The organism is Natronospirillum operosum (genome assembly GCF_004768465.1).
GTDB classification, from domain to species: Bacteria; Pseudomonadota; Gammaproteobacteria; order Pseudomonadales; family Natronospirillaceae; genus Natronospirillum; species Natronospirillum operosum.
The window spans coordinates 36,356-57,596 of the sequence record NZ_SRMF01000001.1; the positions used below are offsets into that span (position 1 = coordinate 36,356).

A 21,241-nucleotide genomic window follows, 5' to 3' on the forward strand; every position below is an offset into this window, starting at 1 on the left:
TCCGGATGCGGTAAATCGTTGCAGTGGACCCGCTGTACGCATTATAAATTGGGGCAGTCATGATCAGACAGAGAACATGCCCATGAATACCGGAGAAAAGGACGCCGCTGCAGTAAGAGTGCCGCCACCGCTGGTGTACCTGGCCGCGATAGCGGTGGGCATCGGGCTGCAGTACCTGTGGGCGCTGCCGCTGGGCCTCGGGTTCGGCGTGCGGATGATGCTGGCACTGCTGATCGCTCTGGCCGGTTGCGTGCTGCTGGGTGCAGCCATCCGGCTGTTCATCAAGACGGGCCAGCACCCGGAACCCTGGCGCAGCACGCCGGAAATCATTACCGGCGGCGTGTACCGCTACACGCGCAACCCCTTCTATGTAAGCTTTGCGCTGATACAGCTGGCCGTTGGCGTGGGGCTGGGCAATTTCTGGATCATCCTGCTGGTCCCCGTATCCTGTCTGGGTGTGTTCTACACCGCAATCAGGCAGGAGGAGGCCTATCTGGAGCGCAAATTCGGTGCCCCGTATCTGGAATACAAGCAGTCCGTTCGCCGCTGGCTGTAAGGTGTTACCGGACGCCGGGGCAGGACTGAATGTGCACCATTGGAGGACAACATGCTGCAGGCAATGGCGGGCGCTGTTTGCTTTTGCGCGGTATAGTGTCTTTTTTTGCGACAATGACGGCTTCTTCATGGGTCTCATCACAAGCGCACCTTTACTTCTTGTGTCCAAGTAAGGAAATCGATATTCTTTACTATTGATTAAAAGGTAAAGGAATCATCATGCCTAAAGTCAGCTCAAAGCGACAGATCACATTGCCTGTCGATCAGTGCCGATTGGCTGGAATCGAGCCCGGGGATGAGTATGAATGTTTCGTAGACAATGACGGGCACATCACCATCATCAAGAAAGTAGCCGGGGCGGCCCAGGGCCTCCTGCGAGGTGTCGATGTCGACCGGGACGTCAGCGAGGACGCTTCTCGTCAAAGTAGTATCGACACATGATCGCACTGGATACCAATGTGCTTCTTCGGTATCTGCTGCAGGACGATAAACGCCAGTCCCCGGCGGCTGCGTCACTGATAACGGGTGCAGCGCCCGTGTTGCTCACCGACATCGTCCTGGTCGAGACGGTGTGGGTATTGACGGGCAAGCGATACGGGCTTGATCGTGATTCGGTCGCCCGTGTGATCAACGCGCTGTTCGAAGAGCCAATGGTCGTGTTTGAAGACGGGCAGACCGTCTGGCGTGCCCTGAATGACTTCAAAAAGGCACGGCCGATCAAGGTTGGGGGCAAGAAAAAGACTGCTGACTTCCCGGATGCATTGATCGTAAACAAGGCCATGCATCAGGCCGGCGAGTGGCGAACAACGCTGGATGGCGTCTACACCTTTGATCGCGCAGCCCGGGAAATAGCGGGAACACTGAGCCCATAACGCGGTATCGCTCCCCGGTTTGACCGCATGCTGCTGTCAGGCGGCCGGATCCTTATGAACAGACAACAAGGTTGAACAGCATGACTCAGCAGCAGACTCCCGACGTGCCGAAGAAAAGCTGGTTGGGGTTTCTGGACCGAACGTCGGTGCCCATTGCGGTGTATGGAGTGATCGCGGTGACGATGGTTCTGTTGTGGATATTCCAGGAGCTGCACCCGGATGTGACTCTCGGGTTCTTCACCGAGCTGCTGGGTGCAGCGTTCACGCTGTTCATCATCGATACCCTGCTGGTGCGCTCCAAGACCAAGCGCTGGCGCGTGGTGCAGACGCATGTCGACTATCTGGTGGCGCGCGATGTGAATCGTTTGCGCGATGGACTGGCCGTGCGGGTGTTCGGCTTTGACCCGGTTATCGCCGAAGGCAGTTCGGATGATCAGGTGGCCGCCGTGCGTGCGCAGCGGGCCGCGCTGCTGACCGAGATGGAGGCTGTGCCACTGGACAAGCTGGCGGAAGCTTTTGCGACAGAAAGTCTGTTCACCGAGAGCAGCTACGCCTACCTGGATGGCAAGGCCAGGGCACTCTGGGATGTTCTGAACATGCGCTATTCGGAATACATGGACCCGGAACTGGTGTCGACGCTGATGCGGCTGCACACCCACCTCAAGGATCTCTGCGGCCATATCCGCCACTACGGGCGCGGCGCCTCTTTCGTCGACGATGCCGACTACTATGAGACCGTGGGCATCCGCGGTGCCAGCGTCAGCGTGCGCAACATCCTGCAACTGGTCAACGAGCTGAAGCGGCAGGGCTACTCGCGGCCAGCCAGCATGACGGCGGCGCAATGACCGGTTGGCCATAGCCAGCCCAGCCAATCGCTACCGCAACAGTTTCTCCCAGTCGGAAGACCGGTCCAGGCGCTGTTCTTCCTGTTCGATCTCCAGCAGTCGTTCACGCACATTGCGGATGTGGGCAGTGGCGGCTTTCTGGGCCCAGTCTGGCTGTCGGCCAATGACCGCGTTGTAGATCTGGCGATGATGCCGGTCGATCTGCTTCTTGGAGGTCTCGCGGTGGTAGAGGTTGTTCACCGAGGCCAGTACCGAGTTCAGCATCAGTTCCATCAGACTCTGCAGCGTATGCACCAGCACCGGATTGTGCGAGGCCTCGGAGATGGTCTGGTGAAAGGCATGATCCAGTTGTGCTGATCGTACCGGGTCGGTTGATTCCTGCCCGGCCTGTTCCATGGCTTCGAAGGCATGGGTGATGCGATGAAAGTCTTCTTCGGTACCCCGGTCTGCCGCCAGGTAGGCCGCTCGTCCCTCCAGCAGTTCCCGCACTTCCAGCAGGTCGTACAGGGTTCTGGGGTGTTCTCTGAACAGGTAGGTCAGGGCGTTGCCCTGTTCCAGATTGGGCACCAGGCCTTTGACGATGGAGCCGCGCCCATGCTGGGTGTCGATCACCCCGCGTCCCCGCAGCTCCTTCAGCGCTTCGCGCAAGATGTTTCGCGATACGCCCAGGCGTTCTGCCAGTTGGCGCTCCGAGGGTATGGGTTTGCCGGACTTCAGGGTGCCGTCCAGAATCAGTTGCTCCAGCCTTCGGGCCAGTGAACTGGACAGGGAAACCGGGCGTTTCCTGCTCATTTCAACTGGTACTACCACTTTGACTACTCCTCATGAAACCTGCGCAGGATGTTACATATCCCAATGAATTTATTGATAAAAACAATAATAGTTTGATCTTGTTATTTGGAATAACTGGTACTACCAGAATAAACTACAGTGGACATGAGCGCCTTGCAATCCCATTCTCTCGGTATGTCCTGCCCGATATAACAAGAGGATGAACTCATGCAAGAGCGTGTTCAGACAGGGGGGCTGCACATCGCAAGGTCTCTCTGTGATTTGATCAACCAGGAGGTGCTGCCCGGTACGGAGGTCAGCAGCGAGCAGTTCTGGTCCGCGTTCGATGCGCTGATTCACGAGCTGGCACCCACCAACCGCGAGCTGTTGCAGAAGCGCGATGACCTGCAGGCGCGGATTGACCAGTGGCATCAGCAGCAGGGCCAGGCAGACTTTGATGCCGAGGCCTATCGCGCCATGTTGTCGGACATCGGCTACCTGGAGCCCGAGGGGCCGGATTTCACCATCGCTACCGAAAATGTGGATGACGAGATTGCGCAACTGGCCGGCCCGCAGCTGGTGGTGCCGGTCAACAATGCCCGCTTTGCCCTCAATGCCGCCAATGCCCGCTGGGGCAGCCTCTATGATGCCCTCTATGGCACCGATGCCATTGCCGAAGACGGCGGGGCAGAGCGGGGCAATGCATTCAACGAGACCCGCGCCCGGCGCGTGATCGACTGGACGCACGACTTCCTCGACCGTTCGGTACCGCTCGCGAAAGGCAGCCACGCCGATGTGGTGGCATACCGTGTCGATGAGGTCGGAGGTCACAAGCGAGCCGCCGCCAGCATGGCCGATGGTACCGACACCGGCTTGCAGCACCCGGACCAGTTTGCCGGCCTGGTGGCCGATACCGAGCTGCAATCCTTGCTGCTGGTCAACAATGGGCTGCATATCGAGCTGCAGATCGACCGTCAGCACCCCATCGGCAAGCTGAGTCAGGCCGGCATCCGGGATGTGGTGCTGGAGTCTGCCCTGTCGACCATCATCGACTGCGAGGATTCGGTGGCCGCGGTCGATGCCGACGACAAGGTGGCGGTGTATCGCAACTGGCTCGGCCTGATGAAGGGCGACCTGACGGACACCTTCACCAAGGGCGGCCAGCCGATGACCCGGGCGCTGAACCCGGATCGCACGTATCGGGCTCCCGATGGTCAGACGCTGACCCTGCACGGGCGCAGCCTGCTGCTGGTGCGCAATGTGGGCCACCTGATGACCAGTGACGCCATTCTGGATCGGGACGGCAACGAAGTGCCGGAAGGCATCCTGGATGCCATGATCACCACGGCCTGTGCGCTGCATGACCTGAAGGGCCGCAGCAAGCTGGCCAACAGCCGCACCGGCAGCCTCTATATCGTCAAGCCCAAGATGCATGGGCCGGAAGAAGTGGCGTTTACCGACCGGCTGTTCGAGCGGGTCGAGGACGCACTGGGTCTGCCGCGTTACACCATGAAGGTGGGCGTGATGGACGAAGAGCGGCGCACCACAGTCAATCTGAAGGAATGCATCCGGGCGGTGAAGAACCGCCTGGTCTTTATCAATACCGGCTTTCTCGATCGCACCGGCGACGAGATCCACACCAGCATGGAAGCCGGTCCATTTCTGCGCAAGGATGACATCAAGGATCAGCCCTGGATCAAGGCCTATGAAGACTGGAACGTCGATATCGGCCTGGCCTGCGGCCTGCAAGGCAAAGCACAGATCGGCAAGGGCATGTGGGCCAAGCCGGATGAAATGGCACAGATGCTGGCCACCAAGGCCGGCCACCCTAATGCGGGCGCCAACTGCGCCTGGGTGCCGTCACCCACGGCCGCGACCCTGCACGCCACCCACTACCATGAAGTGAACGTCCGGCAGCGGCAGGAGGAACTCAAGTCGCGGCCGCGCGCCAAGCTCGCTGACATCCTGACGCCGCCGCTGATGCACAGCAACACCCTGAGTACGCAGGAGATCCAGCAGGAGCTGGACAACAATGCTCAGGGGCTGCTCGGCTATGTGGTGCGCTGGATTGACCAGGGCATCGGCTGCTCCAAGGTGCCGGATATCAACAATGTCGGGCTGATGGAAGACCGCGCCACGCTGCGCATCTCCTCACAGCATCTGGCCAACTGGCTGCGCCACGGCATTTGCACCCAGGAGCAGCTGATGGAGACACTGCAGCGCATGGCGGCCGTTGTCGACCGGCAGAACCAGCATGACCCGGCCTATCGCCCCATGGCGCCCGGTTTCGACGGCGTTGCCTTTCAGGCCGCCTGCGACCTGGTGTTCAAGGGCACCCGCCAGCCCAGTGGCTACACCGAACCCGTTCTGCATGCGCGTCGCCGCGAGCAGAAAAACACCTGATAACCCGATTCGGAGAACAACGCATGTTGACCATCAAGAGACTGAGCATTGACGAGGCGCACCACCTGATTACCGGCGCGCGCCTCAAGGCAGAAGAGATCGGCGTGCCCATGTGCATCGCTGTGGTGGACGAATCCGGCAACCTGATCGCTTTCGAGCGTATGAACGGCGGCAAGGTCACCAGCATCACCATCGCCCAGGACAAGGCCTTCACCGCCGGCGCGGCGCGCAAGGCCACGCACGAATACAACAAGGCCTGTGTGCCCGGCAATCTGGCCTTCGGCATCCATACCGCCATCGGTGGTCGCTTGTGTGTCGTGGGTGGTGGCCTGCCGGTGACGATCGACGGCGAGGTGGTCGGCGGCATCGGGCTGAGTTCGGGCACGCCGGATCAGGATATGGTCTGTGCCCAGGCCGGCATCGACTATCTGCAACAGCAGATGGGTTGAACTGAGGAGCCTTGCCATGACCACGGCCACTGCTGACAGCTCGAATGCCGACATCAAGTCGGTTCTGGCCGCAGAGTTTGCGCGCTTTCTGCCGCCGGACAGCATCATCGCCGACGAGGAAACGCAGAAGCCCTACGAATGCGACGGCCTGTCGATGTACTGCGAAATGCCGCTGCTGGTGGTGTTGCCGGAAACGGTAGCGCAGGTACAGCAGGTGCTTCGACTGTGCCATCAGCGCGGCGTGCCGGTAGTGGCTCGCGGGGCCGGCACCGGGCTCTGTGCCGGCGCCATGCCGCACAGCGACGGTGTGCTGCTGTCACTGGCCAAGTTCAACCGGATTCTCGATATCGATCCGCTGGCGCGCACCGCCCGGCTGCAGCCCGGGGTGCGCAATCTGGCCATCAGCGAAGCGGCCTGGCCGCATGGGCTCTACTATGGGCCGGACCCGTCCTCCCAGATCGCCTGCAGCATCGGCGGCAATGTGGCGGAAAACTCCGGTGGCGTGCACTGCCTGAAATACGGGCTGACAGTACACAACCTGCTGCAGGTGGAAATGATCACGGTCGAGGGTGAGCGTCTGGTGATCGGCAGTGCAGGCCTCGACAGTGGCGGCCCGGACCTGCTGGCGCTGATCACCGGGTCGGAAGGGCTGCTCGGTGTGATTACCGAAGTGACGGTCAAGCTGCTGCCAATGCCGGAAAAAGCGCAGGTCGTGATGGCCGCCTTCGACTCGGTACAGACCGCCGGCGAAGCGGTCAGCGCGGTAATCAGCCGGGGCATTATACCGGCCGGGCTGGAGATGATGGACGAGCACGCCATCGTCGCGGCAGAAGCCTTCGTCCATGCCGGTTACCCGACGGATGCCGAAGCGCTGCTGCTGTGCGAAGTGGACGGCACCCGGGAAGAGGTTGAGGAACACATCCAGCAGGTGGCCGGTCTGTTTGAGAGCATGGGGGCCAGCATTCGTGTCTCGCGCGATGATGCCGAGCGCGCCCTGCTGTGGAAGGGCCGCAAGTCCGCCTTCCCGGCTGTTGGCCGCATTTCGCCGGACTACTACTGCATGGACGGCACCATACCGCGCGGCAAACTGGCCCATGTCCTCATGGCCATGCAGGACATGTCCGCGCACTATGGGCTGCGCGTGGCCAATGTGTTTCACGCCGGCGACGGCAACCTGCATCCGCTGATCCTGTTCGATGCCAACATGCCGGGCGAATTCGAGCGCGCCGAGGCCTTTGGTGGCAAGATTCTCGAGCTTTGCGTGGCGGTGGGTGGCTGCATCACCGGCGAGCACGGGGTCGGGGTGGAGAAGATCCGCCAGATGGCAATCCAGTTCGGCGATGCGGAAATCGCCCAGTTCCACGCCATCAAGGCCGCCTTTGATCCGGTCGGCACCCTGAACCCGGGCAAGGGCATACCGGTACTGAAGAACTGCCAGGAATATCGCGCCCTGAAACCGGACGGCATGCAGCCGCTGTCCCACGTGCACGGATCAACACTATGACGGATGCAACACAGGCTCTGATCGAGCAGATCACCAGTGCCCGGGCCGAACAGCGGCAGCTCAGAATAGTGGGGGGCAACAGCAAGGCCTTTATCGGGCGGGCGACCACTGAAGGAGAGCCGCTTGAGGTGGGTCGGCACAGCGGCATTGTCAGCTACCAGCCGGTCGAACTGGTGCTGACCGCCCGCGCCGGCACCCCGCTGGCAGAGATCGAGGCTGCACTGGCCGAGCAGGGTCAGATGTTGGCCTTCGAACCGCCGCACTTCGGCGGCGGCGCCACCATCGGCGGTACCCTGGCCTGCAATCAGTCCGGTCCGGCCCGCCCCTGGAGTGGTTCGGTGCGCGACATGGTGCTGGGACTGCGGCTGATCAATGGGCGCGGTGAGCATCTGCGTTTTGGTGGCCAGGTGATCAAGAACGTGGCCGGCTATGATGTTTCCCGGTTGCAGGCCGGTGCTCTGGGTACGCTCGGCGTGATTACCGAGGTGAGCCTCAAGGTCATGCCCACCCCTGCAGTGACTCTGACCCTGGTACAGGAGATGCCGGCCGATCAGGCCATTGCGCAGATGAACCGCTACAGCGGCCTGCCCAAACCTTTAAACGGAGCCTTCTGGCACGACGGCAAACTCTACCTGCGTCTGGCCGGTGCCGAGAGCGCGGTCAACGGCACGGCTCAGCAATGGGGCGGCGAGCGGCTGAACGACGCCGATACCCTGTGGCAGCAACTGAACAATCACCAGCTCGACTTTTTCAATGCCGACAGGCCGCTCTGGCGTTTCTCGGTCAATTCGACCGCTCCGCACTGGCAGTCGGAGCAGAACTGGCTGTTGGACTGGGGTGGCAGCCAGCGCTGGCTGAGCGGGGAGGGCGACCCGGCGGTTCTGGCCGAGCAGGCCAATGCAGCGGGCGGTCAGGTGTCGCTGTTTCGCGGTGGTGACCGCCAGGGCGAGGTCAGTCCGGCGCTGGCGCCCCCGCTGCAAAAGCTGCACCAGCGCCTGAAAGACGCCATGGACCCCGACGGGATATTCAACAAGGGCCGGCTGTACGGCTGGATGTAACAGGACAGCGCCATGCAAACCAATATTCACCCCAAGTTCGAGCAACGCAGTGACATAGACGAGGCGGAGTCCATTCTGCGCAGCTGTGTGCACTGCGGCTTCTGCAATGCGACCTGCCCGACCTATCAGGAACTGGGCGACGAGCGCGATGGCCCGCGCGGGCGCATCTACCTGATAAAGCAGTTTCTGGAAACCGGGGATATCAGCGAGGTGTCGCAGACCCATCTGGACCGCTGCCTGACCTGTCGCAGCTGCGAAACCACCTGTCCGTCGGGTGTTCAGTATGGCCGCCTGATCGATATCGGCCGTGACGCCATGGAGCATCAGCTCGAGAGGCCCTGGCGGCAAAGAGCCATGCGCTGGGCCCTGCGCAAGGTGCTGCCTTACCCGGCACGGTTCACGCCCCTGCTGCGTCTGGGGCAGGTGTTCAAACCGCTGCTGCCGGGTCGCCTGAAAGCCAAGGTGCCCGAGTATCAGAAGGCTTTGCCCTGGCCGGTAACCCGCCAGCCGCGCCGCATGCTGGCGCTGGCAGGCTGTGCCCAGAGTGCTGCCACACCCAATACCAATGCCAGCGCTGCGCGGGTGCTGGACCGCCTCGGGGTCAGTCTTGTCGAAGCGCCGAAGGCAGGCTGCTGCGGCGCCGTCAGCTATCACCTGGCGGCACACGACGAAGGCCTCGATTTCATGCGCCGGAATATCGACGCCTGGTGGCCGGAGATAGAAGCGGGTGCCGAAGCCATTGTGATCAGTGCCTCCGGCTGTGGCGCCATGGTGCAGGACTACGGCGCGCTGCTTGGCGATGACCCGCAATACGCCGAGAAGGCGGCGCGCGTGAGCGCTCTGGCAAAAGACCTGTCGGAGGTGCTGCTGCAGGAAGATCTGAGCCGCCTTGAGTCAGCACAGTCATCGGTGAAAACCGCCGTGCATTGCCCCTGTACCCAACAGCATGCGCTGAAGCTGAACGGCACGGTCAGGCAGATCCTGCAGCAGGCCGGCGTCCCGTTGGCTGAAACGCAGGATGATCATCTGTGCTGCGGTTCTGCCGGCACCTATTCCATTCTGCAGCCGGAGATGAGTCAGACGCTGCTCGGTAACAAATTGCAGGCATTGACGGGTGATCATCCGGAACAGATAGTAACGGCCAATATCGGTTGCCAGATGCATCTGGCCACACGCTCTGACGTACCGGTCAGACACTGGATCGAGCTGCTCGACACGCCGAGCCAATAATGTGTGTTTTGGATAGTCCGTCGTGCACTATGGGTATGGCGCGACGGCCCTGAATGAACCAGAATGGCTACCAATAATGACAACAATGGCGGAGCCAGTAATGCCTGAGGCAATTATCGAGACCACCGGCCTGACCAAGAGTTTCAAGGGGTTCAGGGCGGTCAACGACATTTCATTGCAGGTGCTGCCCGGCACCATCCACGCCATGATCGGTCCCAACGGGGCAGGCAAGACAACCTGCTTCAATCTGCTGACCAAGTTTCTGCGGCCTACCAGCGGTCGCATTCTGTTCAAGGGGCGGGACATCACGGCACTCAAGCCGGACCAGATTGCCCGCCAGGGGCTGGTCAGGTCCTTTCAGATCTCGGCGGTATTCGGTCAGCTGTCCGTATTGGACAATGTCATGCTGGCCCTGCAGCGTCAGCGCGGGGAGTCCTTTGATTTCTGGGGCTCGCTGCGTCGTCTGGACACGCAGAAAGCACGCGCGGAAGAACTGCTGCATGACGTGGGCCTGGGCGCTGAGCTCGACACCCCGGCGGCCCAGTTGCCCTATGGCCGCAAGCGGGCGCTGGAACTGGCCACCACACTGGCGCTGGACCCGGAAGTCATGCTGCTGGACGAGCCGCTGGCCGGCATGGGTACCGAGGATGTCAGTCGCACCGCAGACCTGATACGGCGTGTGGCCAAGGGGCGCACCGTGCTGATGGTGGAACACAATCTGGGCGTGGTGGCGGAACTCTGTGACCGCATTACCGTGCTGGCCCGGGGCGAGGTGCTGGTGGAAGGTGATTACGCCACTGTCTCGAAGGACCCGCGTGTTATTGAATCCTATATCGGAGGGGCTGCTCATGAGTGAGGCTGCACTGGATCAGACGCCGGCCACCATGCTGAGCATCAGGGGCCTGAATGCCTGGTACGGCGAGAGTCATGTGCTGCATGGCATCGATCTCGAAGTACCGGAAGGGCAGGTGGTTACGCTGCTGGGGCGCAACGGCGCCGGCAAGTCCACCACTCTGAAATCGATTCTGGGCATCGTGCCGAAACGCACCGGCAGCATCAGCCTGATGGGGGTTGAAACCATTGCGCAGAAACCGTTCCGGATTGCCCGTCTGGGCGCGGCGCTGTGCCCCGAAGACCGCGGCATCTATGCGACGTTGAATGTGCGGGAGAATCTGGAATTGCCGACCCGCATCAATGACAGCGGTCTCAGCACCGAACAGATTCTGGACCTGTTCCCCAACCTGCGCGAGCGCCTGCACAGCCCCGGCTCCAAGCTGTCCGGCGGTGAGCAGCAGATGCTGGCCATCGGGCGCATTCTGCGCACCGGTGCCCGTTTTCTGCTGCTGGATGAACCCACCGAAGGACTGGCGCCGACCATTGTCGAGCAGATCGGCAACACCATCCGCAACCTCAAGGAGCAGGGCTATACCATCCTGCTGGTAGAGCAGAACCTGCGCTTTGCCATGTCGGTGGCGGACCACCATTATCTGGTGGATCACGGCCAGGTGGTGGACCGCTTTGATCGCCAGAGCATCGAGCAGAATGCCGATGCACTGCTGGCCCGACTGGGGGTCTAGCGAAGCCTGCGGGCCACGCTGTGGTGGCTCTAGTCGCGCGAATGGTGACGAAAATGTGAGGGCGACACGCCCTTCATGCGCTTGAATGTCTTGGAGAACGCGAACGGGCTCTGGTACCCCACCCGCAGCGCGATCTCCTCCACCGGCAGCCCGGTGGTTGCCAGCAGGTGCGCCGCGTGCTGCATGCGCAACTGGGTCAGCTGCTGCATGGGGCTGCGCCCGAAGACTTTGCGGCTGATGCGCCGCAGGTGCTCGCTGCTGACGTGCGCAATGTCCGCCATTTCCTCGATCGTCCAGTGCTTCTCCAGCGTGGGCGTTACCGCGTCGAATACCGCCACGATGCGTGCATCGCGCCGCCAGGGATCGGCGAAGCGCGAAATATAGCTCTCGATGGTATCGCCCCACATGGCACAGCTGGCAGGGTCTCCCTGGCCGTGGAACACCTCGCTGTACAGTCCGAGTATGGCGTGCTTCATGGGTTCCGGGTCAAAATGCTGCATGATGGGCGCAATGGTGCCCACCACCGAACGCGGCGCGCTGGGCAGGTAGCGCACCCAGCAATATTGCCAGCGGCTGCCCGGTACCGCATGAAAGGCATGCAGGCCGTGCGCCGGGGCAAAGGAAGTCATGTTGCGGCGCATGGTGCGCCAGTCGCCGTCCAGCAGCATGCGCCCTTCACCGCCCAGAGAGCCATGAATATAGGCGCCGCTGAGCCTTGTGCGCACAATGCGATAGGGCACGGCCGCGTCGCCGACGCCGACATGGGAGATGTGTCGTTCACGCAGCGCCGGACAGTCATCGACGCGCACGATCCATTGTTGGGTGTCGTCACCGACAATGTGGGTTTCGGATAGGTACTCGTGTTCTGAAGCCATGGTGCCATCACTTGTTTTGGCCTTAACTAATAACACCAGCAATGGCAGCAAAACACAAACAACATAGAACCAATAAATACAACCAACGATAGAAAACGGTCTTCCAAAGCCAACTATAACAACAGCTCTAAACGAGCCTAGGAGATTAATATGTTAGCCAAGCTTCCTTCCCGAACCGCTGCACTGACTTCGGTCGTGCTGGCCCTGGGCGCTGCCTCCGGCACCATGGCAAGCAACGGGTTCTCTGATGATGTTGTGCGTATCGGTGTGCTGACCGATATGTCCGGTATCTACTCCGACCTCTCCGGCGAAGCCGCTGTCGAGGCGGTGCGCATGGCCGTCGAAGATTTCGGCGGTGAAGTCCATGGCGTACCGATCGAAGTCATCTACGGGGATCACCGCAATCGTGCCGATACCGGTGCCAGCCGTGCCCGCGAGTGGTATGACAATGACGGCGTGGACATGATCAACGATCTGTCCAACTCCGGTGTTGCGCTTGCCGTGGCCGCCGTGGCGGATGAGCGTCAGCGCCACGCCATTTCCAACTCAGCGTCCAACATTGGGCTGACCAACGACTACTGCTCACCCTATGTGACGCACTACACCTATGATGCCTATTCGCTGGCACAGGGCACCGGCAAGACCATTGTTGAAGACGGCGGTGACACCTGGTTCTTCCTGACCGTGGACTTTGCCTTTGGCATCGGCCTCGAGCAGCAGGTCTCCGATGTTGTGCGTGAGGCCGGCGGTCACGTGATGGGTGCGGCCCGTCATCCGCTGGACACCACGGACTTCTCCTCCTATGCGCTGCAGGCGCAGGCCTCCGGTGCTGAAATCATTGGCATCGCCTCTACCGGTGCCGATGCCATCAATGCCATCAACGCGTTGTCGGAGTTCGGCGTGAGCCCGAGTCAGCGTCCGGCCGCACTGCTGTTGTGGTTTGATGACATTGTCAGCCTGGGTCTGGATACTGCCCAGGGCCTGCTGATCAACAATGCCTTCTACTGGGATGCCGACGAAGGATCTCGCGAGTTCTCCGAGCGCTTCTATGAGCGCACCGGGCGCATGCCGAACATGGCCCATGCCGGCAACTACTCGTCCACCATGCACTACCTGAATGCGGTCGAGGCCGCCGGTACGGACGACCCGGATGCTGTATCCGAGAAGATGCGCGAGCTGGAAATCAACGACTTCTTCGCCACGGGCGGCTACATTCGTCCCAATGGCCGCATGGTGCACGACCAGTACCTGTGGGAAGTGAAGGCGCCGGACGAGTCGGAGTATGACTACGACTTCCTGCGTCTGGTTGCCACCATCTCCGGCGAGGATGCCTTCCAGCCGCTGGAAGACAGCACCTGCCACCTGCTTAACGGCGGTTGAGGTGCAACCGCTGCCCGGGTCGGGGACCCGGGCAGCCCTTGTCATGCTGCGGGGCCTTTGACCCATTCCGCACGCAGACCACCGGGTGCGGCATGGGTCAGGGGCTCCCTGACCAGAGCTTTTCAGTTTTCTTTGTGAGCAGTCATCCATGGATATCTTCGGTGTACCCATTCAGGCCCTGATGGGCCAGCTCATGCTGGGCATCGTCAACGGCTCCTTCTATGCGGTATTGAGCCTCGGTCTGGCGATCATTTTCGGCGTGCTAAAGATCGTCAATTTTGCGCACGGTGCCTTCTTCATGCTGGGCGCCTTCACCGCCTTCCTGCTCGGGCAGCATCTGGGCGCCAACTATTGGGTGGCCCTGGTGGCTGCACCCATAGCGGTGGCCCTGTTCGGCATGCTGTTCGAGTGGCTGTTTCTGCGCCGGCTGTATGGTCTGGACCCGATCTACGGTCTGCTGCTGACGTTCAGCCTGGTGCTGGTGCTCGAAGGTGGTTTCCGGGTTGCCTTCGGGTCTTCCGGTCAACCCTATGCCACGCCGGAAGCCTTGCGCGGCACCATCAATCTGGGCTTCATGGTTCTGCCTATCTACCGCGGCTTTGTCATTTTGGCGGCTGTGCTCACCTGCCTGGTAACCTGGTATGTCATTGAGCGCACCTCGGTAGGCGCCCGACTGCGGGCCGCCACCGAAAGGGCCGAACTGACTCAGGCCTTCGGCATCAATGTACCGCTGCTGGTCACGCTGACCTATGGCGTGGGTGTCGGCCTCGCAGCCTTTGCCGGTGTGCTGGCGGCCCCCATCTTTCACGTCAATCCATCAATGGGCTCCAGCCTGGTGATCATCATCTTTGCAGTAGTGGTTATCGGGGGGCTGGGCTCGATCATGGGCGCCATCGTTACCGGACTTGGACTGGGTGTGGTAGAGGGCTTTACCCGGGTGTTCTACTCGGAGTTCTCTTCCACCATCGTGTTCCTGGTCATGGTTCTGGTCCTGCTGATACGTCCGGCCGGCCTGTTCGGCCGAGAGGAGTCCTGATTATGCACCTGCGTTCCCTGACCTTGCCGCTGTCGATTGTTGCGGTGCTGGCACTGCTGGCCATCCCCTTCTTTCCGCAGTGGATCTATTTGGTGTTCGTGATGAAGACACTGTGCTTCGTCCTGTTCGCCTGTGCCTTCAACCTGCTGCTGGGCCATACCGGCATCCTGTCCTTCGGCCATGCCGCCTTTTTCGGCAGTGGTGCCTATATCGCCGGCCATCTGGTGAAGAACTATGGGGTGCCGTTCGAACTGGGCATTCTGGCCGGTGGACTGGTGGCAGCCCTGCTGGGGGCCGTGATCGGTGCCCTGGCCATACGCCGCAGCGGTATCTATCTGGCCATGATTACGCTGGCGATGTCGCAACTGGTGTACTTCTTCTATTTGCAGGCGCCGTTTACCGGGGCCGAGGATGGGCTGCAGCGAGTGCCTCGCGGTACCTTCCTCGGTGTGATCGATCTGCGCAACGATACGGCGCTCTACTATGTGGTGCTGGGCATCGTTGCTGTCGGGCTCTGGGTGGTGTGGCGGACCGTCAACTCGCCCTTCGGCCAGGTGCTGCGGGCCATCCGGGAGCATGAGCCGCGGGCCATCTCGCTGGGCTACCCGGTGGCACGCTACAAGATACTGGTGTTCACGCTGTCGGCCGGGCTGTCGGGTATCGCCGGCGCGCTGAAGGCGATCATTTTCCAGCTCGCGGCGCTTTACGACGTGCACTGGCACACCTCGGGCGATGTCATTCTGATGACCCTTCTGGGTGGCATGAACACCGTGTTCGGACCCGCCGTCGGGGCCGCCATCGTGGCCGCACTCAACCATTATCTGGACCCGTTCGGAGCCTGGGTCACGGTGATCACCGGGGTGGTGTTCATGGCCTGTGTACTGGCTTTCCGGCAGGGCGTGGTGGGCGAACTGGGCCGGTTGCTGAAGCTGCGCCGACCAAGCCGACCCGAACAAACCGCAGATCAGCCTGCGCGCGGCGAAAGCCAACCTTAATTGCAGATGAATACAGGGGAATACCATGAGCCAATTTGACAGAGCCGCCCTGATGGCCCGTTTTCAGGACATGGCTGCGCGCGGCCAGCCCATCATAGGTGGCGGGGCCGGCACCGGCATTTCCGCCAAGTGCGAGGAAGCCGGCGGCATCGACATGATCGTGATCTACAACTCCGGCCGCTATCGCATGGCCGGCCGGGCCTCATCGGCCGGTCTGCTGGCCTACGGCAATGCCAATCAGATCGTGCAGGAAATGGCACTGGAGGTGCTGCCGGTGGTCAAGCACACGCCGGTTCTGGCCGGTGTGAATGGCACCGACCCCTTCGTGATCATGCCCAAGCTGTTGCGTGAACTGAAGGATCTGGGCTTCTCCGGGGTGCAGAACTTTCCGACCGTGGGCCTGATTGACGGTACCTTTCGCGTCAGTCTGGAAGAGACCGGCATCACCTATGCCGATGAAGTGGAAATGATTCGCCTGGCCCATGAAATGGACATGCTGACCACACCCTATGTGTTCTCTGCCGAAGAGGCAGTGGCCATGACCGAAGCGGGTGCCGACATTATCGTGGCCCATATGGGCGTAACGGTGGGCGGTACTATCGGCGCGGCCTCGGCCAAGACGCTGGATGAATCCGTGCGCCTGATCGATGAATGGGCGGCAGAGGCGCGCAAGGTACGTGATGATGTGCTGGTGCTGTGCCACGGCGGCCCCATTGCCACACCCGAAGACGCGGCCTATGTCATGCGCGAGAGCAAGCAGTGCCATGGCTTCTATGGCGCCTCCAGCATGGAGCGCCTGCCTACCGAAATAGCGCTTACCGAGCAGATCCGTCAATTCAAGGCCATCACCTGAAGCTGGCCAACAGGAGGACTTACCCATGACCCGTGTCTATGTCAGTGCTGTAATGCCGATCAGTCTGGAGCAGGCCTGGAGTGTGCTGCGCGACTTCAATGGTTTGCCCGACTACCACCCCTTCTTCGCCAAAAGCTACATCGAGGACGGCAAACCCGCTGATCAGGTGGGCTGTGTGCGTCACTTCCATGACCACGATGGCAATTCCATCCGCGAAGAACTGCTGACCCTGTCCGATCGCGAACATCTGTGCTGCTATCGCATTCTTGACGCGCCGGCACTGCCGGTGCGCGACTATGTGGCCGAAATGCGCCTCAAGCCGATCACCACCAGTGGTCACTGCTTTGGCGAGTGGTGGGCGGAGTTCGAAGTCGATGACGCTGACCATGATGATGTGGTGCAGCGTGTCGGTGACACCTTCCGCCTCGCCTTCGAAGGGGCCGTCAAGGTCGGTGGCCAGGGGGCCTGAGATGGAATCCATTGCTTATCTGATCGGTACCTGTGACACCAAGGCCGCCGAGCTGCGCTACCTGCGCGAGTGTCTGCAGGCCGCTGGCGTGCGCAGCTGTATTGTGGACGTGGGTACCCATGGCGATGACCAGGGCGCTGCCGATATCCGGGCCGCCGAGGTGGCTGCTGCGCACCCCGAGGGCACGGCCGCAGTGTTCGTCAATGATCGCGGGCGCGCCGTGGAGGCCATGGCCGAAGCCCTGCGCAGCTGGCTGCCCGCCCGGCAGGATCTGGGCGGTGTGCTGGGCATCGGCGGTTCCGGCGGGACAGCGCTGATCGCGCCGGCGCTGCGCGAATTGAATATCGGGGTACCCAAGCTGATGGTGTCGACGGTGGCATCCGGCAATGTGGCGCCCTATGTCGGGCCCAGCGATATCGCCATGCTGTACTCGGTCACCGATGTGGCCGGGCTCAACCGCATCTCGCGGCAGGTACTGGGCAACGCGGCGCACGCACTGGCGGGAATGCTGCAGCATCGGGTACCTGCGGTGTCCGCAGACAAGCCGGCCATCGGGCTGAGCATGTTCGGCGTGACCACCGAATGTGTGAGCCAGCTCAGTACGGCACTGGATGCCGACTATGACTGCCTGATCTTCCATGCCACCGGCACCGGCGGGCGCTCAATGGAAAAGCTGGCCAGCAGCGGCCTGGTGGAAGGGCTGCTCGATGTCACCACCACCGAGGTCTGCGACCTGTTCATGGGGGGTGTATTCAGTGCCGGCGAGGCACGGCTGGATGTGCTGGCCCGCAGTGCGCTGCCCTATGTCGGCTCCTGCGGGGCACTGGACATGGTCAACTTTGGCGGAATCGATAGTGTCCCCGAGCGCTATCGCGGGCGCCTGCTGTATGAACACAATCCGCAGATCACCCTGATGCGCACGACCGCCGAAGAAAATGCTGCCATGGGCCGCTGGATCGGCGAGAAACTGAATCGGAGCCTGGGGCCGGTGCGCTTTCTGATACCCGAAGGCGGGGTGTCGGCGCTGGATGCACCCGGTCAGCCCTTTCATGATCCCGGGGCCGATGCGGCGCTGTTCGAGGCGCTGGAAGACACCGTGGAGCAGACGCCGCAACGACAGCTTATCCGCTATCCCCATCATATCAATGACCCCGAATTTGCCGCCGCCCTGGTCGAGCACTTTCAGGCGGTCATGGCTACAGTCAAGAGGACAACACATTGAAAGACTGGAACAGAGATGAATTGATGACCCACTTTCAGGGCATGGTTGCACGTGGCGAAACCATCGTGGGCGGCGGTGCGGGTACGGGCCTGTCCGCCAAATCCGAAGAGGCCGGCGGCATCGACCTGATCGTCATCTACAACTCGGGCCGCTATCGCATGGCCGGACGCGGCTCTCTGGCCGGCATCATGCCCTATGGCAATGCCAACGAGATCGTCAGGGAGATGGCGCGCGAGGTATTGCCCGTGGCCCAGAAGACACCGGTGCTGGCCGGTGTCTGTGCCACCGATCCATTCGTCTTCATGGAGTCCTTTCTGGCCGAACTGAAAGCCATGGGTTTTGCCGGGGTGCAGAACTTTCCCACCGTGGGTCTGATCGACGGCACTTTTCGCGCCAATCTGGAAGAGACCGGCATGAGCTATGCGCTGGAAGTGGAGATGGTGCGCAAGGCCCGGCAGGCGGGGCTGTTCACTACGCCCTATGTGTTCAGTGCGGAAGATGCAGCGGCCATGACCGAGGCTGGGGCGGACATCATTGTCTGTCACATGGGGCTGACCACCGGCGGCAGCATTGGTGCCGAAACGGCCATGGACCTGGACGATTGCGTGCGGGCCATCAATGAATGGTCAGCAGCGGCCAGAGCCGTGCGTGATGACATCATCGTGCTGTGCCACGGCGGGCCGATCGCCGACCCGGAAGATGCCGAGTATGTGCTGGCGCGTTGTGAGCATTGCCATGGCTTCTATGGCGCCTCCAGCATGGAACGGCTGCCGACCGAGCGGGCACTGACCGAACAGACCAGAGCGTTCAAGAACATCCGTCGGGGCAGCAAGGCGGAGGTCGCCGGGTAAGAAGGACCACTGCCCCGGCATCAGGTCATCCCTTGCCAGTAAATCGGCAGCGGGCTGCAAGCTCTTGCCGGTTTCGGTGCGGGGCTCCGGAAGATGCTGCGACGCGATAACGAAAAAGGCCCCTGATGCGTGAGTATCAGGGGCCTTTTGTATGCTGGCTCCAGCGGCAGGACTCGAACCTGCGACCAAAAGATTAACAGTCTTCTGCTCTACCAACTGAGCTACGCTGGATCAAGCGCGGAATTATAGGGGCCCTGCCGGTGGTGTCAAGGCAAGTTCCTGATCTGAAAGGAAAAACAGTCAATTTTCTGGTGTGTCTCCGCTTCCTGCCTAAGGCTGGCCCGTATCTTGAAAGGTAACTTCCACAATACTGACCAACAACTGGTAATAAGGTGGTGGAGTAACCATGGAAACTATGGATCTCAGCATTCTCATTGGCACCTTCAGTGCCGGCATTCTGACCTGTGGCCTGGCTGCACTGGTGGCATTGCGCCTGCGGCGGGGCGACGTCAGCGAGCCGGAGGACCAGACCCGCAGAGCCCTGCTGGAATCGGTGGCACAGAATGTCAGTGAGGTGCACCATGTGTACCAGCAGTTTCTCTCGCTGGCGCTGGAGTTCTCGCGTCAGGGGCAGAGCTGGCCGGCGCATCGCAAAGAAGAGCTGCGCCGGGTGACCGATGAACTGGTGCGGGTGTTTCGCAATCTGACCGAGGCCGAAGCCACGCTGCTGTTGCTGGGCGAGAAGAAACTGGAGCGGGCCCTGCGGGTCTATGGGGCAAAGATTGTCCACCTGCGGCGGCAGATCTATGCCGAAAAGAATACCTTTACCGGTGACGACATTCAGGGGCTGGATCAGTTGCGCAACGATATTGCGCGCCTGCGCGAAACTTTCTACGATGCTCTCAGTCTCCGTTTCAAGGCCGCCTAGGACGTCGCTTGCCACTACTGAACAGTCGATTCCGCCCGCCGCGCTGGTTACCCGGCGGGCATTTGCAGACACTTTATCCGTTCTTCTTCCGCCGCGTGGCAACCCCCAGCGAGCCGGTCGAGGTGCCGTTGCCGGACGGCGACCGCCTGGTGGCGGACTGGTATCCGCCCCGTGCCCACCACAACAGCGCCCGGGAGGCCTCTGCACAGCCACCCCTGCTGATTGTGGCCCATGGCATGGAAGGCAGCTCGCAGCGGCCCTATGTGGTCGGGCTGGCCGCACAGGCGCTGGCCCGAGGTTATGCTGTACTGGCCTGGAACCTGCGTGGCTGCGGTCGTGCCGACAACCTGCTCGCCAGATCCTATTACGCCGGCTGCAGTGACGATCTGGACGCGGTGATTGACTGGGCGCGCCAGCGTCACACCGGCCCCATCTCCCTGGCCGGTTTTTCCATGGGCGGCAATGTCACGCTCAAGTGGCTGGGGGAGGCCGGTGACCGTGCTCGGGCCCGGGGCGTGGTCAGTGCCGCCGTGGTGTCGGTACCCTGCGATCTGCTGGGCTGCAATCAGGCTCTGGAAGAACCGCGCAATTTTCTGTATCGGCGCCGCTTCGTGCGCGACCTGAAAGGCCGCCTGCGGGCCAAGGCCGAGCGCTTTCCCGATGAATTTGATCTGGCGCCGTTGCGTCGGATCACCACCGTGCGCGCCTTCGATGATCACTACACGGCACCCATGCATGGCTTTGACAGTGCCGAGCACTACTACCATGAATGCAGTGCCAACCGCTTTCTGCCCGCCATTAGCACGCCGACCCTGTTGCTGAATGCACGCAATGACCCGTTTCTGGCCCCGTCCTGCTTTCCCGAGGCACTCGCAGCCGAGCATGCCTGGCTGTATCTGGAAGCGCCGGCTGACGGCGGCCATGTCGGCTTTTTCAGTCGCGAGCGACGCTGGTGGGAGGCAGACCGCGTGTGCGCGTTTCTGGACGCGGTGAAAACGGAGCCGACGCAGGCGGCGCGGGCCTCGGAGTCGATTCCGGTGACCTCATAAAGTCCGTTGCCTGCGCACAAAGTGTGCTATCATGCCGGACGCCATGAGCAAGTCAGATCATACCTCCTTTGCACCGCCGGCCGATTATACCGAGCTGGACACCCAGGGGCTCAACTGCCCCGAGCCTGTCATGATGTTGCACGCCGAAGTGCGCAAGGTCAGTTCCGGTGGTGTAATCAGGGTACTGGCTACCGATCCGTCCACCCAGCGCGATATTCCGCGTTTCTGCCAGTTTCTGGGCCACGAGCTGATACACACTGGCAATGGGGATGACGGAACCTTTGAATATTGGATCAGAACCGCCGCGTCCTGAACGCTG

The 21,241-nt window shown here is 61.5% G+C and carries 23 protein-coding genes and 1 tRNA gene; 21 read left to right on the forward strand and 3 right to left on the reverse strand.

Annotated elements, in window-relative coordinates; genetic code table 11:
* Positions 1-82 precede the first annotated feature (82 nt).
* The 4 genes from E4656_RS00210 to E4656_RS00225 all read left to right on the forward strand — a co-directional run bounded on the left by E4656_RS00210 (position 83) and on the right by E4656_RS00225 (position 2,272).
* Entirely contained in the window at positions 83-556 is a 474-nt protein-coding gene (locus tag E4656_RS00210) for a methyltransferase family protein (protein WP_167855862.1), read from the forward strand.
* A 218-nt stretch (positions 557-774) separates the two neighbouring features.
* Positions 775-996: an AbrB/MazE/SpoVT family DNA-binding domain-containing protein gene (locus E4656_RS20680; RefSeq protein ID WP_135480105.1), complete on the forward strand. Its 222-nt coding sequence runs from the start codon at positions 775-777 to the stop codon at positions 994-996.
* Positions 993-1,427, forward strand: coding sequence for a PIN domain-containing protein (locus E4656_RS00220; protein ID WP_135480107.1), 435 nt, complete (start codon positions 993-995; stop codon positions 1,425-1,427). The genes E4656_RS20680 and E4656_RS00220 overlap by 4 nt, the downstream gene beginning before the upstream one ends.
* 80 nt (positions 1,428-1,507) lie before the next feature.
* Positions 1,508-2,272 (forward strand): hypothetical protein, encoded by a 765-nt coding sequence (locus E4656_RS00225; protein WP_135480109.1) that lies wholly within the window; start codon positions 1,508-1,510, stop codon positions 2,270-2,272.
* A gap of 30 nt (positions 2,273-2,302) precedes the next feature.
* On the opposite strand, the gene glcC is transcribed toward E4656_RS00225, so the two are convergent.
* Positions 2,303-3,064 carry a transcriptional regulator GlcC gene (gene glcC, locus E4656_RS00230; protein WP_135480111.1) on the reverse strand — a complete coding sequence of 254 codons (762 nt, stop codon included), beginning with the start codon at positions 3,062-3,064 and terminating at the stop codon, positions 2,303-2,305.
* A gap of 207 nt (positions 3,065-3,271) precedes the next feature.
* On the opposite strand from glcC, the gene E4656_RS00235 reads away from it, so the two are divergent.
* From E4656_RS00235 to E4656_RS00265, 7 genes are all read left to right on the forward strand, one after another.
* The gene (locus E4656_RS00235; protein WP_135480113.1) at positions 3,272-5,446 is read left to right on the forward strand and encodes a malate synthase G; all 2,175 of its coding nucleotides are present in this window, start codon (positions 3,272-3,274) and stop codon (positions 5,444-5,446) included.
* Between the two features lie 23 nt (positions 5,447-5,469).
* Complete coding sequence (locus E4656_RS00240) at positions 5,470-5,895, forward strand: GlcG/HbpS family heme-binding protein (protein WP_135480115.1); 426 nt, start codon at positions 5,470-5,472, stop codon at positions 5,893-5,895.
* 16 nt (positions 5,896-5,911) lie between these two features.
* Positions 5,912-7,399 (forward strand): FAD-linked oxidase C-terminal domain-containing protein, encoded by a 1,488-nt coding sequence (locus tag E4656_RS00245; RefSeq protein ID WP_135480117.1) that lies wholly within the window; start codon positions 5,912-5,914, stop codon positions 7,397-7,399.
* Positions 7,396-8,457, forward strand: a complete 1,062-nt coding sequence (gene glcE, locus E4656_RS00250) for a glycolate oxidase subunit GlcE (RefSeq protein WP_135480119.1) — start codon at positions 7,396-7,398, stop codon at positions 8,455-8,457. Before E4656_RS00245 ends, glcE begins: the two co-directional genes overlap by 4 nt.
* A gap of 12 nt (positions 8,458-8,469) precedes the next feature.
* Positions 8,470-9,687, forward strand: a complete 1,218-nt coding sequence (gene glcF / locus E4656_RS00255; protein WP_135480121.1) for a glycolate oxidase subunit GlcF — start codon at positions 8,470-8,472, stop codon at positions 9,685-9,687.
* 100 nt (positions 9,688-9,787) lie between these two features.
* On the forward strand, positions 9,788-10,543 hold the full coding sequence (locus E4656_RS00260; protein WP_135480123.1) for an ABC transporter ATP-binding protein: 756 nt from the start codon (positions 9,788-9,790) through the stop codon (positions 10,541-10,543).
* Positions 10,536-11,264 carry an ABC transporter ATP-binding protein gene (locus E4656_RS00265; RefSeq protein ID WP_135480125.1) on the forward strand — a complete coding sequence of 243 codons (729 nt, stop codon included), beginning with the start codon at positions 10,536-10,538 and terminating at the stop codon, positions 11,262-11,264. The genes E4656_RS00260 and E4656_RS00265 overlap by 8 nt, the downstream gene beginning before the upstream one ends.
* A 29-nt stretch (positions 11,265-11,293) precedes the next feature.
* Here E4656_RS00265 and E4656_RS00270 read toward each other — a convergent pair whose 3' ends face one another.
* Positions 11,294-12,139 carry a helix-turn-helix transcriptional regulator gene (locus E4656_RS00270; protein WP_135480127.1) on the reverse strand — a complete coding sequence of 282 codons (846 nt, stop codon included), beginning with the start codon at positions 12,137-12,139 and terminating at the stop codon, positions 11,294-11,296.
* A gap of 150 nt (positions 12,140-12,289) precedes the next feature.
* On the opposite strand from E4656_RS00270, the gene E4656_RS00275 reads away from it, so the two are divergent.
* The 7 genes from E4656_RS00275 (at position 12,290) to E4656_RS00305 (ending at position 18,945) form a co-directional block, all read left to right on the forward strand.
* Positions 12,290-13,519 (forward strand): ABC transporter substrate-binding protein, encoded by a 1,230-nt coding sequence (locus tag E4656_RS00275; protein ID WP_135480129.1) that lies wholly within the window; start codon positions 12,290-12,292, stop codon positions 13,517-13,519.
* A 148-nt stretch (positions 13,520-13,667) separates the two neighbouring features.
* Positions 13,668-14,555 carry a branched-chain amino acid ABC transporter permease gene (locus E4656_RS00280; protein ID WP_135480130.1) on the forward strand — a complete coding sequence of 296 codons (888 nt, stop codon included), beginning with the start codon at positions 13,668-13,670 and terminating at the stop codon, positions 14,553-14,555.
* 2 nt (positions 14,556-14,557) lie between these two features.
* Positions 14,558-15,550, forward strand: a complete 993-nt coding sequence (locus tag E4656_RS00285; protein ID WP_135480132.1) for a branched-chain amino acid ABC transporter permease — start codon at positions 14,558-14,560, stop codon at positions 15,548-15,550.
* A gap of 25 nt (positions 15,551-15,575) precedes the next feature.
* The gene (locus E4656_RS00290) at positions 15,576-16,403 is read left to right on the forward strand and encodes a phosphoenolpyruvate hydrolase family protein (protein WP_135480134.1); all 828 of its coding nucleotides are present in this window, start codon (positions 15,576-15,578) and stop codon (positions 16,401-16,403) included.
* 25 nt (positions 16,404-16,428) lie between these two features.
* Positions 16,429-16,872 (forward strand): SRPBCC family protein, encoded by a 444-nt coding sequence (locus E4656_RS00295; protein ID WP_135480136.1) that lies wholly within the window; start codon positions 16,429-16,431, stop codon positions 16,870-16,872.
* 1 nt (position 16,873) lies between these two features.
* Complete coding sequence (locus E4656_RS00300; protein ID WP_135480137.1) at positions 16,874-18,094, forward strand: Tm-1-like ATP-binding domain-containing protein; 1,221 nt, start codon at positions 16,874-16,876, stop codon at positions 18,092-18,094.
* The gene (locus tag E4656_RS00305; RefSeq protein ID WP_205849057.1) at positions 18,091-18,945 is read left to right on the forward strand and encodes a phosphoenolpyruvate hydrolase family protein; all 855 of its coding nucleotides are present in this window, start codon (positions 18,091-18,093) and stop codon (positions 18,943-18,945) included. The genes E4656_RS00300 and E4656_RS00305 overlap by 4 nt, the downstream gene beginning before the upstream one ends.
* Before the next feature lie 155 nt (positions 18,946-19,100).
* On the opposite strand, the gene E4656_RS00310 is transcribed toward E4656_RS00305, so the two are convergent.
* A tRNA-Asn gene (locus tag E4656_RS00310) sits at positions 19,101-19,176 on the reverse strand.
* Positions 19,177-19,351: 175 nt separating this feature from the next.
* Between E4656_RS00310 and E4656_RS00315 the strand changes: the two genes are divergently transcribed.
* Genes E4656_RS00315 through tusA form a run of 3 tightly spaced genes read left to right on the forward strand, consistent with a single transcriptional unit; the run spans position 19,352 to position 21,235 of the window.
* Entirely contained in the window at positions 19,352-19,873 is a 522-nt protein-coding gene (locus E4656_RS00315; RefSeq protein ID WP_135480139.1) for an energy transducer TonB, read from the forward strand.
* A gap of 8 nt (positions 19,874-19,881) precedes the next feature.
* Positions 19,882-20,922, forward strand: a complete 1,041-nt coding sequence (locus E4656_RS00320; protein WP_135480141.1) for a YheT family hydrolase — start codon at positions 19,882-19,884, stop codon at positions 20,920-20,922.
* Between the two features lie 43 nt (positions 20,923-20,965).
* The gene (gene tusA, locus E4656_RS00325; protein WP_135480142.1) at positions 20,966-21,235 is read left to right on the forward strand and encodes a sulfurtransferase TusA; all 270 of its coding nucleotides are present in this window, start codon (positions 20,966-20,968) and stop codon (positions 21,233-21,235) included.
* The last annotated feature ends 6 nt before the right edge of the window (positions 21,236-21,241 follow it).

What these genes read in the sequence shown, in the direction of transcription:
- E4656_RS00210 (WP_167855862.1), top strand. Translation starts at nt 83, where the DNA reads ATGAATACCGGAGAAAAGGACGCCGCTGCAGTAAGAGTGCCGCCACCG.
- E4656_RS20680 (WP_135480105.1), top strand. Translation starts at nt 775, where the DNA reads ATGCCTAAAGTCAGCTCAAAGCGACAGATCACATTGCCTGTCGATCAG.
- E4656_RS00220 (WP_135480107.1), top strand. Translation starts at nt 993, where the DNA reads ATGATCGCACTGGATACCAATGTGCTTCTTCGGTATCTGCTGCAGGAC.
- E4656_RS00225 (WP_135480109.1), top strand. Translation starts at nt 1,508, where the DNA reads ATGACTCAGCAGCAGACTCCCGACGTGCCGAAGAAAAGCTGGTTGGGG.
- glcC (WP_135480111.1), bottom strand. Translation starts at nt 3,064, where the DNA reads ATGAGCAGGAAACGCCCGGTTTCCCTGTCCAGTTCACTGGCCCGAAGG.
- E4656_RS00235 (WP_135480113.1), top strand. Translation starts at nt 3,272, where the DNA reads ATGCAAGAGCGTGTTCAGACAGGGGGGCTGCACATCGCAAGGTCTCTC.
- E4656_RS00240 (WP_135480115.1), top strand. Translation starts at nt 5,470, where the DNA reads ATGTTGACCATCAAGAGACTGAGCATTGACGAGGCGCACCACCTGATT.
- E4656_RS00245 (WP_135480117.1), top strand. Translation starts at nt 5,912, where the DNA reads ATGACCACGGCCACTGCTGACAGCTCGAATGCCGACATCAAGTCGGTT.
- glcE (WP_135480119.1), top strand. Translation starts at nt 7,396, where the DNA reads ATGACGGATGCAACACAGGCTCTGATCGAGCAGATCACCAGTGCCCGG.
- glcF (WP_135480121.1), top strand. Translation starts at nt 8,470, where the DNA reads ATGCAAACCAATATTCACCCCAAGTTCGAGCAACGCAGTGACATAGAC.
- E4656_RS00260 (WP_135480123.1), top strand. Translation starts at nt 9,788, where the DNA reads ATGCCTGAGGCAATTATCGAGACCACCGGCCTGACCAAGAGTTTCAAG.
- E4656_RS00265 (WP_135480125.1), top strand. Translation starts at nt 10,536, where the DNA reads ATGAGTGAGGCTGCACTGGATCAGACGCCGGCCACCATGCTGAGCATC.
- E4656_RS00270 (WP_135480127.1), bottom strand. Translation starts at nt 12,139, where the DNA reads ATGGCTTCAGAACACGAGTACCTATCCGAAACCCACATTGTCGGTGAC.
- E4656_RS00275 (WP_135480129.1), top strand. Translation starts at nt 12,290, where the DNA reads ATGTTAGCCAAGCTTCCTTCCCGAACCGCTGCACTGACTTCGGTCGTG.
- E4656_RS00280 (WP_135480130.1), top strand. Translation starts at nt 13,668, where the DNA reads ATGGATATCTTCGGTGTACCCATTCAGGCCCTGATGGGCCAGCTCATG.
- E4656_RS00285 (WP_135480132.1), top strand. Translation starts at nt 14,558, where the DNA reads ATGCACCTGCGTTCCCTGACCTTGCCGCTGTCGATTGTTGCGGTGCTG.
- E4656_RS00290 (WP_135480134.1), top strand. Translation starts at nt 15,576, where the DNA reads ATGAGCCAATTTGACAGAGCCGCCCTGATGGCCCGTTTTCAGGACATG.
- E4656_RS00295 (WP_135480136.1), top strand. Translation starts at nt 16,429, where the DNA reads ATGACCCGTGTCTATGTCAGTGCTGTAATGCCGATCAGTCTGGAGCAG.
- E4656_RS00300 (WP_135480137.1), top strand. Translation starts at nt 16,874, where the DNA reads ATGGAATCCATTGCTTATCTGATCGGTACCTGTGACACCAAGGCCGCC.
- E4656_RS00315 (WP_135480139.1), top strand. Translation starts at nt 19,352, where the DNA reads ATGGAAACTATGGATCTCAGCATTCTCATTGGCACCTTCAGTGCCGGC.
- tusA (WP_135480142.1), top strand. Translation starts at nt 20,966, where the DNA reads ATGAGCAAGTCAGATCATACCTCCTTTGCACCGCCGGCCGATTATACC.